Origin of the sequence: Streptomyces kurssanovii, assembly GCF_040677245.1 — a bacterium.
Classification (GTDB): domain Bacteria; phylum Actinomycetota; class Actinomycetes; order Streptomycetales; family Streptomycetaceae; genus Streptomyces; species Streptomyces kurssanovii.
This window is the reverse complement of the sequence record NZ_JBFAQK010000009.1, coordinates 1-13,813: the sequence shown is the minus strand read 5'-3', so window position 1 is coordinate 13,813 and position 13,813 is coordinate 1. Positions and strand designations below refer to the sequence as shown.

The following is a 13,813-nucleotide window of genomic DNA, read 5'->3' as shown; positions in this document are numbered from 1 at the left end:
TCGGAGCCGGCCGCAAGTCCCGCTGCGCCGACACCCTTTGGATCTTCACACCGCTTGGCGATCCTGCTACCGCGAACAAGGGGATGTCAACTATCGTGGCATTCCACGCCGCTGAGCGCTCAATTCGCGCCACAGCTGTGGCAAGACCTTGGCTGCCGTGACCTGAATAGGGTTAACTTCCGGCAGCCCCATAGGATGCGGGGCTATCTCGCGTGATCTAGGAGACCTACTGGTGACAGACGGCTTCTCGGTTCCGGGTCCGACGGCCACAGGCCCTCTGGCGGCATCGGTTGCCCGGGTCGCCGAACTTGCGGACAAGCTCGGAATGAGCCACAGCGAGGTCTTCGACGTCCAGAAGCTGTCCGAGGCGTCGGGGGTTCCCGCCGACGTCGTGCGGGCCCTCCTCGACGGACGGCCCGCCGGCGAACCGGACCTCCAGGCGCGTTTCCTGCAACGCTTCGACCTGCTGCGACGTACCCGGCTCAAGGCCAACGGCCGCCGGTACACACAGCAGGAGATCGCCGACGGCGCGGGGATGTCGCGCCAGCAGGCGGGCGCGCTCATCAACGGCGACCGCCGGCCGACGATGGAGCACTGTGACGCGATCCAGCGCTTCTTCAAGGTGCACGCCGGGTTCCTGACCGCCGACGACGCCGACGCGCTCGACAGCGCCCTCCAGCGCACGGAGCAGAGCCTGCTCCAGGACTACGCGGGCGACGGCGACCCGCTGGAGCGGCTGCTCCAGGACCACGGCGTACGCGGCATCGCCTGGCGCGCGGCGCAACTCCCCACCGACAAGCACCGGGACAAGGTGACCGAATGGCTCGACATGCTTCTGGAGAGCGTGAAACCGGCGCCTGACACCCCCACGGAGCCCTGATTTCCGGACAGGCTTGCATTTGTACGTGTCTCAACAGGTTCTGACGGGGAGGGGAGAACGGTGAGCATAGGCAAAGAGATGCGCCGGCTGTGCGGCGAGCTGGTCGGCGGAATCGATCTGCCCGCACCGGCAGAACCCGCAGACCTCTACTCCGCCCTGTGCCGGGGCATGAGCAAACGCCGTGGCAGGCCCGTGCGTTACCGCATGGCGTCCTTCCCCCCGGGCACCGCCAGCGGGCTGTGGCTCGACATGGCCGAGCAGGACCTCGTGGTGATCGAGGAGCGCACGGCTCCCGACCATCAGCTGGTGATTCTCGGCCATGAGCTGTGGCACATGAAGGCCGGACACTGCAGCCACCACGTCGAGGGCGCCGCCGTCGCCGCACGGCTGCTGTCCGACGAGGCCGACCTCCAGGCGACCGTCCTCAAGGTCGCCGCCCGTACCCGCTTCGACCAGGCCGAGGAGAACGAGGCCGAGAGCTTCGGCCTGCTGCTCGGCAGCAAGTGCCGTGCCTGGCTGGCCGGTTCGAACGGCAGGGGTCCGGTCCGGCGCGACGGGCTGGCCGGCCGCATCGAGGCGTCGCTGGGATACCGCGGGCCACAGGGCTGAGGCGTGAACGGACCGGACTACTACATCCCCGCAGCCGCCCTCGGAATCGCACTCGCGTTCAAAATCCCGGGAATGCGGCGCGACTGGCGCGACCCGCTCCTCCGGTCCGTCTGCGCCCTGCTCGTCCTCGGCGCGTCCACGTTCTTCTTCGCCGCGCCGCCCACCATCGCCGAGGTCAACCGCATCACCGGCGTCCCCAACATCTCGGCCCCGCTGGTCTACTGCATCCTGTCCGCGTTCAGCGCGTCCTGCCTGGTCCTCCTCGTCAACTGGCGCGGCGGACCGCCCGAGGAGACCCGCCGTATCTCCCTGCGCTGGATGGGCGCGTACAGCGTCGTCGTCGTGGCGCTCATCGTCCTCTTCGCCCTGGGCGACGCCCCGGTGGAACGGCTGCGGGACCTGGACACCTACTACGCCAGGACGCCGTACATCCGCGAGATGATCGCGCTCTACCTGGCCGCCCACAGCGTCGCCGCCGTCGGCATGACCGTGCTGTGCTGGCGCTGGTCGCTCAAGGTCCGCGGCTGGCTCCGCGGCGGGCTGGTGACCATCGTCGTCGGATCGCTGTTCAACCTCGCCTACGGAGTCACCAAGTCGTCCGCCGTGGCCGCGCGCTGGGCCGGACACGACTGGGACTACCTGTCCACGTTCGCCGCGCCGCCGCTCGCCTCGGTCGGCGCGCTGCTGAGCGCCGTCGGCTTCGTGCTGCCGCTCGCGGGCCAGCGGCTGTCCGACAGCTGGCACGCCTGGGCCGCCTACCGGCGGCTCGGAACCCTGTGGCGCGAGCTGCGTTCCGCCGCTCCGGACCACAGCCCCTCGGTGCGGATCTCGTGGCTCTCGCCGGTCGAACTGCGTGTGACGCAGCGGGAGTCCGACATCCACGACGGCATGCTGCAGCTCGACCCGTACTTCGACCGCGCCCTGCGGACGAACGCCTACGACCAAGCCGTCGCCGAAGGGGCGGACCCCCGGCAGGCGGACGCGATCGCGGACGCGGCGATGGTCGCCGCGGCGCTGCGGGCCCGCGCCGCCGACCCCGAGGGGCGGATCGTCAGGTCGGCAGAGGCCTACACCTCCGTCGCAGCCGCGGGACCGCGTGATCTGGTGCGCATGTCCCTCGCCCTGCGTCATTCACCCGTCGTCGCGGCAGCGCGCCTGCGTACGGCCAGGTCAGAGAGCGGCACCCTATGAGCAGCGATCCCGTGAGAACCAGCAGGAACAAACCCCGCAGAGCCGTGGTGATCGGCGGTGGTCTGGCCGGCATGCTGACGGCCGGCGTCCTTCGCGAGTACGCGGAGGAGGTCACCGTCGTCGAGCGCGACGTCCTGCCGGAGGGGCCGCTGCCGCGCAGGAGTCTCCCCCAGGCGCACCACGCGCACCTGCTGTGGTCGGGCGGGGCGCGGGCGATGGAGTCGTTGCTGCCGGGCACCACCGACCGCTGGCTCGCCGCGGGCGCCCGCCGGATCCCGCTGCCGACCGGGCTGGTGTCGATGTCGGCACAGGGCTGGTTCCGCCGCTTCCCTGAGATGCAGTTCCTGATCGCCTGCAGCCGGGACCTGCTCGACTGGGTCGTACGGGACCAGGTGCTCACGAGCCCCCGGGTCACCGTCCTGCGGCGGACCGAACTGCTCGGCCTCGAAGGCGGCGCCGGCCGGGTCACCGGCGTACGGGTGCGCGGCGAAGACGCCGGCGAACGGGTGCTCCCCGCCGACCTGGTCGTCGACGCGAGCGGCCGGGGGTCGCGGGCCCCGGAGTGGCTGAAGGCACTCGGCGTCGGCGACGTCCGGGAGGAGAAGGTCGACTCCGGGCTCGCCTACGCCAGCCGGATCTTCCGCGCCCCGGTGGGCTCGGAGGAGTACCCGGTCGTCAATGTGCAGGCCGACGCCCGTGAGCCCAGACCGGGCTGCACGGCCACGATCGTGCCCATCGAGGGCGGCCGGTGGCTGGTGACGCTGTCCGGCACGCGCGGCGGGCAGCCCACGAACGCCGCCGACGAGTTCCAGGACTTCGCCCGCTCCGTCCGCCACCCCGTGGTCGCCGACCTCATCGCCCACGCCGAACCCCTGACGGACGTCGTCGTCTCCCGCAGCACCGTCAACCGGCGGCGCTACTACGAGAAGCTGCGCGACTGGCCGGAGGGATTCGTCGCCGTCGGCGACTCGGTCGCCACCTACAACCCCGTCTACGGGCACGGCATGTCGGTCGCCGCGCAGGGCGTCCTCGCGCTGCGGCGGGCGCTGGCCCTGCACGGCATGGGCTCCCCCGGGCTCGCCCGGCGCGTGCAGCGCTCGCTCGCCGGACCGGTCGGCACGGCGTGGGACCTGGCCACCGGACAGGACATCCTCTATCCCGGGGCGATCGGCAAGGACCCCGGCGCCGCGGCGAAGGTGCTCCGGCACTACGTCGACCGGCTGATGCTCACCGCGACGGGACGGCCACTCGTCGCCAAGGCCCTGTTCGACGTGATGACACTGTCCGCGCCGACCGGTTCGCTGCTGAAGCCGGAGATCGCGCTCGCCGTGCTGCGCGGCCCGGCACTGAAGCCGCTGAGCGGGCCGCCGCTGAGCGACGACGAGCTGCGCATCGCGAAGGAACCGCGCGGCGAGCGGGAGGCGGACCCGGCCGACGCCTGACGCGGCGGGGATCGGCGAGTGGCACGTCACAGGCATCGCCTAGGCTCAGCGGCAATATGAACGGCAATCACTCAGGCAGCACCCGCGCCGGGACGGGCGGCCGGACTCCGATGGAGCCGAAGGCCGACCGCGAGACGGTGCGCCGGCACAACCTCAGCCTGGTCCTGCGGACGGTCCGTGACCAGGTCGAGGCCACCCGCGCCGGTGTCGCGGCACGCGTGGGGCTGACCCGTGCCGCCGTCTCCTCGCTGGTCGAGCAGCTGATCGAGAGCGGCTTCCTGTCCGAGTCGGGCAAGACGTTCAGCGGCCAGGCGGGCCGGCCGGGCACGGTGCTCAAGGTGGCGCGCACCGGCCTCGCGGGCATCGGCGTCGAGATCAACGTCGACTACGTCGCGGTGTGTGTCGTCGACCTCGCCGGCACCGACCGGGTGCGGCTCGTGGAGCATCTGGACAACCGGGGCGCCGAACCGGCGGAGGTGTTCGGCCGCGCCGCCCGGATCGCGGCCCGCGCGCTGGCGTCGGCGACCGAGCAGGAACTGCGGCCGGTCGGAGCGGAGCTGGCGCTGCCGGGACTGATCTCCGGCGGCTCGGTGCTCCACGCGCCCAACCTCGGCTGGACCTCCGTCCCGGCGGAGACCCCGTTCGCCGAGGCCCTCGCCGCGCTGCGGCCGGGGCCGCCCGCCCTGCCGGTCCGCTCCGAGAACGAGGCGAACCTCGCCGCGCTCGCCGAACTGTGGTTCGGCGGCCTCGGCGACGTGCGCAGCTTCCTCTACCTGACCGGCGAGATCGGGGTCGGCGGCGCTCTGGTGCTGGACGGCGAACTGCTGCGCGGGGCGAACGGGTTCGCCGGAGAGATCGGCCATGTCTCCGTCTCGGACGACGGCCCGCTGTGCCGCTGCGGATCCCACGGCTGCCTGGAGCAGTACGCCGGCCAGGCCGCGCTGCTGCGCGCCGCCGGCCTCGACGAACGCGCCGGCGCGGCGGGCATGGCGGAGCTGGAACGCCGTGCCCGCGCGGGCGACGACGCGGCGCTCGCCGCACTGTCCGGGGCGGGCAGGGCGCTGGGGCGCGCGCTGTCCGGCGCGGTGAATCTCTTCGACCCGGACGCTGTCGTGCTCGGCGGCGTCTACCGACCGCTGATGCCGTGGCTGGGCCCGCCGACGGGCGCGGAGCTGGAGGCCCGCGTGGTCTCGGGCCTGTGGTCCCCGACGAGTGCCCGCCTGCGGGCGTCCTCCCCCGCGGCGGACGCCGCCCGGGGGGCGGCGGCGCTCGTCGTCCAGGACGTCCTGGCCGACCCGGTGGCGTACGCGCCGCGCCCGCCGGCGTGACGGGGGCCCGGCCCGGCGCTGCGGTTCGGCGACCGGGTTCCGCCTCGCGTGGTCTGCCCGGCCGGATCCGTCTTTCATGATCGCTGACTCTGGCGGGCCGGTCCGGCCGCGGTGCGGGATGTGCCCGCGGGCCGGACGGGGAGGCTCCTGCCGGTCCCCCGCCGCCCGGCCCGCCCGCGGCCGATGGGCTGCTGACGGGCCTCTTCACGGGGATGGCGGCACCGACCGGCAGCCGACGCCCCCTGGCAGGGTGCAACGGGTCGGCGTCCCCTCCGGCGTCACCTCGCGGCATGCGGCGGCGCGGCCCCCGCTTCCGTCAAGGGAAGGCCGAGCTGGGCCCGTTCGGTGACCCACCGCGTCGGGCGGTAGCGCGGATCGCCCGTCGTCCCGTACAGGGCGCGGTGCAGCGCCAGCATCCGCGCCGCGCCGGTCCGGTCGCCCCAGGCGAGCGGGCCGTGCGGGTAGCCGAGGCCGATGGTGACGGCGAGATCGATGTCGGCGGGCGCGGCGATCGCGCGCTCGGCGATCGACGCCGCGACCGAGACGATGGAGGCGAGCAGCCGCTGGGCGACCGATCCGGCGGTGTCGCGCACGACGGACACGGACACAGGCACGGCGGCGTCGCAGGACCGGGCCAGCACGGCGCGCGCGTCGCGCACCGCGTCCGGGTCGCAGGCGGGTGTCATGGCGAGCACCCGCCGGCGCGTGTCCATGGCGAGCGGGTCGACACCGAGCGTGCGCCCCGCGGGCAGGCCGAGCTCCGCGACGGCTGCCGCGACGGTGGTGCCCCACACGGGCACGAGCACCACGGCGTGTTCGCCGGGCCGTGCCCCCTCGTCGAGGACGGCGCCGACGGCACGCAGGGCGCGGCGTAGGTTCTGCGCGTCCGGCGCGTCGCCGGGCACATGGACCGGTCGGGAGGCGTCCCCGGTGACCGGCGGCTCCGTGGGGGTGCCCGGGGCGTCGGGACCGTAGTCGTAGAAGCCGCGGCCGGTCTTGCGGCCGTGCAGCCCGGCGGCCACGCGGTTCGGTGTGAGGTACGACGGGCGCAGACGCTCCGAGTGGCGGAATCCCTGCCAGACGGTGTCGATCACGGAGGCGGTGACGTCGAGCCCGGTGAGGTCGGTGAGCTCGAAGGGGCCCATGCGCAGCCCGAGTACGTCGCGGGCGATCCGGTCGATGCCTGCCGCATCGGCGACGTCCTCCTCCAGCAGGGCCAGCGCCTCGGTGATCAGGCCGCGCCCCGCGTGGTTGACGAGGAAGCCCGGGGTGTCGGCGACGACGACCGCGCGGTGTCCGCTCTTCTCCACGAGATCGACGAGGAAGGGCACCACGGCGGGGCGGGTGGCGGCGCCGGGGATCACCTCGGCGATCCTCATCAGCGGTACGGGGTTGAAGAAGTGCAGCCCGGCCAGCCGGGTCGGGTCGGCCAGGCCGGCCGCGATCCGGGTGACGGACAGCGAGGAGGTGTTGGTCGCGAAGACCGCCGATGCCGGCAGGACCTTCTCCAGGCCGGTGAAGAGCTCGGTCTTGACCGCCAGGTCCTCCAGCACCGCCTCGACGACGAGGTCGACACCGTCGCCGGGAGCCAGCGGGGACCGCAGCGGCACCAGCCGCTCAGCCGCGGCGGCGGCGTCCTCGGCAGAGGTGCGCCCCTTCTCGACGGCGCGGCCGAGCATCCCGGTGATGAACCCGACGGCCTCGTCCACCGAGTCCGGCCGGGCGTCGGCCAGTTCGACGGTGTGTCCGGCGGTCACGGCCCACTGGGCGATCCCCCGGCCCATGACCCCGGCTCCGACGACCCTGATGCGCATAGGTTCCCTCGTCCCTTGTTCCTCGTGTCCGCACGTGTACGGGCGGCGGTGTGTCCCGACGCCTGCGCGGGCCGACGCCTGCGCGGCCCGGGCTCTGCGCGACCGGGTCCGCGCGGCCCGTCGGCTGCGCGGCCTGCTGTATTCGCGGCCGTGTCTCAGCGCAGATAGACCCGGCCCGGGTCGACGTCCTCCCGGAGCAGCCGCAGTTCGGCCGCGGTGGGCGGCTCGACGGTGGCGACCTCGTCGGCGACCTGGAGGTCCCAGCCGGTGGCGGCCCGGACCCGGTCGACGGTGACGCCCGGATGGACGGCGACCAGCCGCAGCTCCTCCCCCGCGCCCGCGCGGGCGAGGATGCCCAGGTCGGTGATGACGCGGGTGACTCCCGCGCCGCGCGGCGTGATGCCGTCGGCGAGGGCCCGGTCGGGGCCCGGTGAGGTGCAGAAGTCGAGTTCGGCCATGAACGAGCGGGGGTCGTGACGGCGCATCACCACGAACACCTCGCCCGAGTTGGCCATGACCTCCATGGCTCCGCCGGAGCCGGGGAGGCGGACCTTCGGCCTGTCCCAGTCGCCGATGACGGAGGAGTTGAGGTTGCCGTGGCGGTCGATCTGGGCGGCGCCGAGGAAGCCGACGTCGATGTGCCCGCCCTGGAGCACGGAGCCGAAGAGGGTGGCCATGGACAGGACGGCCTCGGCGCCGGTGATGAGGACCGCGTCGGCGATCGTCTCCGGCAGCTGTGAGGGGTGCGCGCCGCAGACCCCCGACTCGTAGACGATCTCGAGGCGTGGCGCGACGGTGAGGTGGGCGAGCGAGGCGGCCAGGGTGGGCAGGCCGATCCCGGCGAACACGGTCCGTCGCCCGGCGAGTTCACGGGACGCGACGACGGAGAGGAGCTCCGAGGAGGTCGCGGTGCCAGCTGTCATCTTCGTCTCTCCGTCGTAAGGTCCGTCGGTCGGTCCGTCGTTCGGTCCGTCGTTCGGCGCGTCGTTCGGTGGCGCGGTCACAGCCGTCGTCCGTAGTTCACGGGCAGGCTCATCGCCTCGCCCACGGCCAGCTCCGCCCAGAACTCCTCGCCCTGCTTGGCGACGTACTCGGCGTGGTCGCGGGTGCCGTACACCCACTCGGCCATCCAGTCCCGCAGCCGGGCGGGGTCCTTGCTGATGTGCGACCAGGACCGGTAGAAGGCGTTGTCCCGGTCGTAGTAGCCCTGTGCGAAGGACGGGTGGGCGCCGCGCGGGCAGGCGACGACGGCGTGGACCGCGTGCGAGGGGATGACGGTCCGGTTGGGGTCGGAGCGCACCACCTCGTCCTCGACGATCTCCTCGACCACCACGACGGCCTTCTTCGCGGCGTAGACCGCCTCTGCCTGGACGCCGGTGAGGCCCCAGACCTGGGTGTTGCCGGAGCGGTCCGCGCGCTGCGCGTGGACGATGGTCACGTCCGGGTTGACCGGCGGCACGACGTAGATCTCCTCCGCGCCGCCGTCCGGACCGGGATAGGGCGAAGTGACCTTGCGGATCCCGGGGTTGACCGAGGGGAGGTCGCTTCCGGCGTAGGAGCGCAGCGGGTGGAAGGGCAGGCGCTGGGCGCCGGCGAGATAGCGGCAGATCATCCCGTAGTGGCTGTACTCCTCGAACTCCAGCGGCTCGGGGTCGGCGGACTCGATGCGCCGCCGCAGCTCTCCGAGCGAGCCGGCCGACGAGTTGCCGACGAAGGAGGAGACCAGCTTGGTGACGCAGCCGCCCGCGAGCAACTGGTCCACCACGATGTCCGCCGTCATCCGCACCACCGTGAGGTTCCTGCGGCCCTGGCGGATGATCTCGTGGCCGGCGGCCGTCGGGATGAGATGGGTGAAGCCTTCGAGGGACACCGTGTCGCCGTCGTGCACGAACGAGGCGATCGCGTCCTTCATCGTCATGGTCTTGTCCACGGCCCACACGCTGCCAGCACCATTGATTAGTGTCCAATACCAAATTAAGGTCGCATTGAGACGTCAGGAGAAATAGCCACCGGGCGTCCAGTGAATCCGGATGGAACGGAACGGGACGGCCGTGGAACTGCGCTATCTGACCTCCTTTCTCGCGGTCGCCGAGGAACTGCACTTCGGCCGCGCCGCCAGACGCCTCCAGATGGCTCAGCCGCCGCTGAGCCAGCAGATCCGCCAGCTGGAGCGGGAGCTCGGCGTGCAGCTGTTCGAGCGCAACACCCGCTCGGTACGGCTCACCAGCGCGGGCCAGTCCTTCCTCAAGCCGGTGCGCACGGTCCTGGACGATCTGGACATCGCCGTACGGGTGGCGAAGGCGGCGGGCCAGGGAGAGTACGGGCGGGTCACCGTCGGCTTCGCCGGCGCCTCCTCGCACCACACCCTGCCCCTGCTCACCCGGGCGGTCCGCGCCGCCCATCCCGGCCTGGAGCTGGTCATGCAGGGCCAGACCTACGCGGACGTCGCCCTGGCCAAGGTCGCGGACGGCTCGCTCGACCTGGGCTTCGTGCGGCTGCCCGCCGGCCGGCCCGGCGTCGAGACGCGGGTCATCGGCGAGGAGGAGCTGCTGTGCGCGCTGCCGCAGGACCATCCCCTCGCGAGCCGGGAGCGGATCGCGGTGGCCGACCTGGCCGCGGAGCCGTTCGTCAGCTTCCCGGCCAACGCCGGCTCCACGCTGCGCGACGCCACCTTCCGGGCCTGTGAGGACGCCGGGTTCCATCCGCGGGTGGTGCAGGAGGCCCCGGACTCGTACACGATCCTGGCGCTGGTGGCGGCGGGCGTGGGCGTCACGCTCACCCTCTCCTCCTGTCTGCACATCCAGCAGACGGGCCTGGTGCACCGGCCGCTGGCCGGCCCGCCGACCCGTCTGCAGGCCGCGCTCGCCTGGCGCACCGACAATCCGTCGGCGGCCCTGCGCAGTGTGCTGGCGGTGGCCGCCGAGGCGCTGCCTACGCCCGCCGGACCGGCGGGCGTGCCGCGCGACTGATCCCCCTACCGCCCTGCACGACCGATCCCACCGTCCTGCGCCACTGATCCACCGCCCTGCACGACCGATCCCCCACCGCCCTGCGCGATTGATTCGCCCGCCGTCTCAATCGGCCCCCGATCGGATATTGGACCGGACGCGACGGCCGGTGGAAGGGTCGGCAGAGCATCACCCGCCCGTACCCAGGAAGGCCACCGCATGTCCGGTCAGCCCGATGTCGTCATCTGTGAACCGCTCCGCACCCCGATCGGCAGGTTCGGCGGCGCCCTCTCGAGCCTGCGTCCCGCCGCTCTCGCGGCGCACGTGATCGCGGAGGTGGTCCGCCGTACCGGCATCGCCCCCGACCAGGTCGACGAGGTGATCCTCGGTCACGCGTACCCGACGTCCGACGCCCCGGCGATCGGCCGGGTGGCCGCCCTGGACGCCGGGCTGCCGGTGTCCGTGACCGGGGTCCAGGTCGACCGCCGCTGCGGCTCGGGCCTTCAGGCCGTGCTGGACGCGGCCATGCAGATCCGGGCCGGCTTCAGCGACGTGGTGATCGCCGGCGGCGTCGAGGTGATGAGCGCGGCGCCGTACTACACGCATGACGGCCGGTGGGGCATCAAGGGCCCCGGCCTTCAGCTGCACGACTCGCTCGCGCGCGGCAGGGTGACCGCCGGCGGCGTCAACCACCCGGTGCCCGGCGGCATGATCGAGACCGCGGAGAACCTCCGCCGCGAGTACGGCATCAGCCGGGAGGACCAGGACGCCCTGGCGCTCCGCTCCCAGCAGCGGGCCGGGCGGGCCATGGGGACCGGGCTGTTCGGCGACGAGATCGTGCCCGTGCCCGTACGTGGCCGCAAGGGCGAGACGCTGGTCGCCGCGGACGAGCATCCGCGCCCGGACACCACGGCGGAGAAGCTGGCCTCGCTGCGGCCCCTCACCGTCGGCTCCGACCCGGAGGCGACGGTCACGGCGGGCAACGCCAGCGGGCAGAACGACGCGGCGGCGGCCTGCCTGGTGACCAGCGCCGGGACCGCGGAACGGCTGGGCCTGACCCCGATGGTGCGACTGGTCTCGTTCGCCCGGGCCGGGGTGCCCGCCGGGACGATGGGCATCGGGCCCGTACCGGCGACCCGTGCGGCGCTGGAGCGGGCCGGGCTGAAGCTCGCCGACCTGGACCTGATCGAGCTGAACGAGGCCTTCGCCGCGCAGGTCCTGGCCTGCACCCGGGAGCTCGGCCTGTCGGAGGCCGACCACGAGCGGATCAACGTCAACGGCTCCGGCATCTCGCTGGGGCACCCGGTGGGCGCCACCGGAGGCCGCATCCTGGCGACCCTGGCCCACGAGATGCGCCGCCGCGAGGCCCGCTACGGGCTGGAGACCATGTGCATCGGCGGCGGGCAGGGCCTGGCGGCCGTCTTCGAGCGCGTGACGGCCTGACGCACGGACGGGAGCCGGAAGAGCGGCACCACAGCGCCCACGCGCACCGGCGAGGCCCGGGTGACACGGTCACCCGGGCCTCGCCGGTGCCGGCCTGGAACGATGCGTTCCGGCCGCCCGATCCAGACGCGGAGCCTCTTACTGCGGCAGCTATTCGGTATTGGACCCGTCTAGGTCCCGCCTGGCAGCGTTACGCCCGTCACGACGGGAGGCCCCACACGCCGGGACGGCGCCCCCTCCCGCTCCCCCTGATCACTGTCCCCTGGGAGCCGCAGCATGAGTGCGTCCACCGCACGCGAGCAGAAGAGAACCGCCAACCGCGCGGGGCTGGGAGCCTTCATAGGCTCCACCATCGAATGGTTCGACTTCTACATCTACGGAACGGCCGCGGCCCTCGTCTTCGACGAGGTCTTCTTCCCCGAGCTCGAAGGCCCGTTGGGCACCCTGGTCGCGTTCGCGACGTTCTGGGTGGGCTTCCTCGCCCGCCCGCTCGGCGGCATCATCTTCGGCCACTTCGGCGACCGGCTCGGCCGTAAGAAGACCCTCGTCATCACCCTGCTGATGATGGGCATCGCCACGACCCTCATCGGTCTGCTGCCCGGCTACTCCTCGATCGGTGTCGCGGCCCCGATCCTGCTCGTGTGCATCCGCATGGTGCAGGGCATCGGACTCGGCGGCGAGTGGGGCGGCTCCGTACTGATCGCCTCCGAGCACGCCCCCAAGGGCAAGTCCATCCTCTACGGCGCCTTCGCCCAGCAGGGCTCCCCCGTCGGCAACACCCTCAGCACCATCAGCTTCCTGGCGATCAGCCAGCTGCCGAACGACGACTTCGTCTCCTGGGGATGGCGCATCCCCTTCCTCGCCTCCGCGGTCCTCGTCTTCGTCGGCCTGTTCGTGCGGATGCGGGTCGCCGAGTCCCCGGCCATGGCCAAGGCCATCAAGACCAGGACCGTCTCCAAGCTGCCGCTCACCGAAGTGCTGCGCACCCAGCCGACGCTGATCCTGCTCGGCATCGGCGCCTGCACGATCGGCCTCTCCGCCACCTACTTCAAGTCCACGTTCGCCCTCTCCTGGGCCACCAGCACCCTGGACTTCGACCGCAGCTCGTTCCTCACGATCATCCTGGTCGCCAACGTCGTCCAGGTCCTGGTGCAGCCCTTCGGCGCCGTGCTCGCGACGCGGATGAAGAGCATGACCCGGGCGGTCTGCGTGATGCTGCTCCCCGAGATCGTCCTCCTGCCGCTGATGTTCGTCCTCATCGGCACCGAGAACTACACCCTCGCGATGATCGGCGTCTCCGTCGCGACGATCCCGCACTGCCTCTACTACGCGGCTCTCGCCGGAATGCTGGCGAGCCGCTTCCCGGCGAACGTCCGCTACACCGGCATCTCCCTCTGCTACCAGCTGTGCGGCACGATCCTCGGCGGCACCACCCCGATCGTCGGCCAGTCCCTGCTGAACTGGACCGGCTCGATCACCGCGGTCATCTTCTACGCGGTCTTCCAGATACTGCTGACCCTCGGCTGCATGGTGCTGATCCTGCGCCGCCCCAACCACGACGAACTCGCGCACGAACCGGCGTCGCAGCCCGCACCGGGCACGACCGCCGCCGTCACCACCTCGGTCTGAACGGGAGGCGGCAGACACCATGAGCCCCCTCATCGTCGACGGCATCCCCGAGATCAGCGCACTGGACGGCCGGGACCTCGGCCACTCCCGGTGGCGGGAGGTCACCCAGGACCTGATCGACATGTTCGCTGCCGTCTCCGGCGACCACCAGTGGATCCACACGGACACCGAGCGCGCGGCGCGAGGCCCCTACGGCGGGACCATCGCCCACGGATACATGGTCCTCAGCTGGGGCATCCCGATGTTCGCCGAACTGCTCCAGGTCACGGGAGTGGGCATGGCGCTCAACTACGGCGTCAACAAGGTCCGTTTCCCCTCCCCCGTCCCGGTCGGCAGCCGCGTCCGCCTCCACGCCACGGTCACGTCGGTGGTACCGGTCAAGCGCGGCGGGGTCGGCATGACGCGGGCCTTCACGTTCGAACTGGAGGGCGCGCCGAAGCCGGCGTGCGTGGCGGAGTCCCTGACGCACTTCTATCCGTGACGGTGTCCTCGAACGCCGGACGGGCCCGATCTGCCAGGCAGATCGGGC

Annotated in this window: 12 protein-coding genes; 9 read left to right on the top strand and 3 right to left on the bottom strand. The window is 72.3% G+C overall.

All coding sequences use genetic code 11. The features are described from left to right. Window positions 1–232 precede the first annotated feature (232 nt). From AB0K36_RS09680 to AB0K36_RS09660, 5 genes are all read left to right on the top strand, one after another. The gene (locus AB0K36_RS09680) at window positions 233–880 is read left to right on the top strand and encodes a helix-turn-helix domain-containing protein (protein WP_307709490.1); all 648 of its coding nucleotides are present in this window, start codon (window positions 233–235) and stop codon (window positions 878–880) included. 78 nt (window positions 881–958) lie between these two features. Further along, entirely contained in the window at window positions 959–1,489 is a 531-nt protein-coding gene (locus AB0K36_RS09675) for a hypothetical protein (RefSeq protein WP_005309191.1), read from the top strand. Window positions 1,490–1,492: 3 nt separating this feature from the next. Beyond that, entirely contained in the window at window positions 1,493–2,680 is a 1,188-nt protein-coding gene (locus AB0K36_RS09670; protein ID WP_364590721.1) for an MAB_1171c family putative transporter, read from the top strand. Beyond that, entirely contained in the window at window positions 2,677–4,122 is a 1,446-nt protein-coding gene (locus tag AB0K36_RS09665) for an FAD-dependent oxidoreductase (protein ID WP_364590718.1), read from the top strand. Before AB0K36_RS09670 ends, AB0K36_RS09665 begins: the two co-directional genes overlap by 4 nt. A 56-nt stretch (window positions 4,123–4,178) precedes the next feature. Further along, window positions 4,179–5,450: an ROK family protein gene (locus tag AB0K36_RS09660; RefSeq protein ID WP_364590715.1), complete on the top strand. Its 1,272-nt coding sequence runs from the start codon at window positions 4,179–4,181 to the stop codon at window positions 5,448–5,450. A 278-nt stretch (window positions 5,451–5,728) separates the two neighbouring features. On the opposite strand, the gene AB0K36_RS09655 is transcribed toward AB0K36_RS09660, so the two are convergent. The 3 genes from AB0K36_RS09655 to AB0K36_RS09645 all read right to left on the bottom strand — a co-directional run bounded on the left by AB0K36_RS09655 (window position 5,729) and on the right by AB0K36_RS09645 (window position 9,182). Then, entirely contained in the window at window positions 5,729–7,264 is a 1,536-nt protein-coding gene (locus tag AB0K36_RS09655; protein WP_364590713.1) for a 3-hydroxyacyl-CoA dehydrogenase, read from the bottom strand. Between the two features lie 155 nt (window positions 7,265–7,419). Further along, entirely contained in the window at window positions 7,420–8,187 is a 768-nt protein-coding gene (locus AB0K36_RS09650; RefSeq protein ID WP_364590710.1) for a CoA-transferase subunit beta, read from the bottom strand. A 77-nt stretch (window positions 8,188–8,264) separates the two neighbouring features. After that, window positions 8,265–9,182, bottom strand: a complete 918-nt coding sequence (locus AB0K36_RS09645) for a CoA transferase subunit A (protein ID WP_435877827.1) — start codon at window positions 9,180–9,182, stop codon at window positions 8,265–8,267. Between the two features lie 133 nt (window positions 9,183–9,315). Between AB0K36_RS09645 and AB0K36_RS09640 the strand changes: the two genes are divergently transcribed. The 4 genes from AB0K36_RS09640 (at window position 9,316) to AB0K36_RS09625 (ending at window position 13,765) form a co-directional block, all read left to right on the top strand. Further along, window positions 9,316–10,233 (top strand): LysR family transcriptional regulator, encoded by a 918-nt coding sequence (locus tag AB0K36_RS09640; RefSeq protein ID WP_364591082.1) that lies wholly within the window; start codon window positions 9,316–9,318, stop codon window positions 10,231–10,233. 198 nt (window positions 10,234–10,431) lie between these two features. After that, entirely contained in the window at window positions 10,432–11,655 is a 1,224-nt protein-coding gene (locus tag AB0K36_RS09635; protein ID WP_364590704.1) for an acetyl-CoA C-acetyltransferase, read from the top strand. A gap of 276 nt (window positions 11,656–11,931) precedes the next feature. Then, entirely contained in the window at window positions 11,932–13,284 is a 1,353-nt protein-coding gene (locus tag AB0K36_RS09630; protein WP_364590701.1) for an MFS transporter, read from the top strand. Between the two features lie 19 nt (window positions 13,285–13,303). Continuing rightward, window positions 13,304–13,765, top strand: a complete 462-nt coding sequence (locus AB0K36_RS09625; RefSeq protein ID WP_364590698.1) for a MaoC family dehydratase — start codon at window positions 13,304–13,306, stop codon at window positions 13,763–13,765. Window positions 13,766–13,813 lie beyond the last annotated feature (48 nt).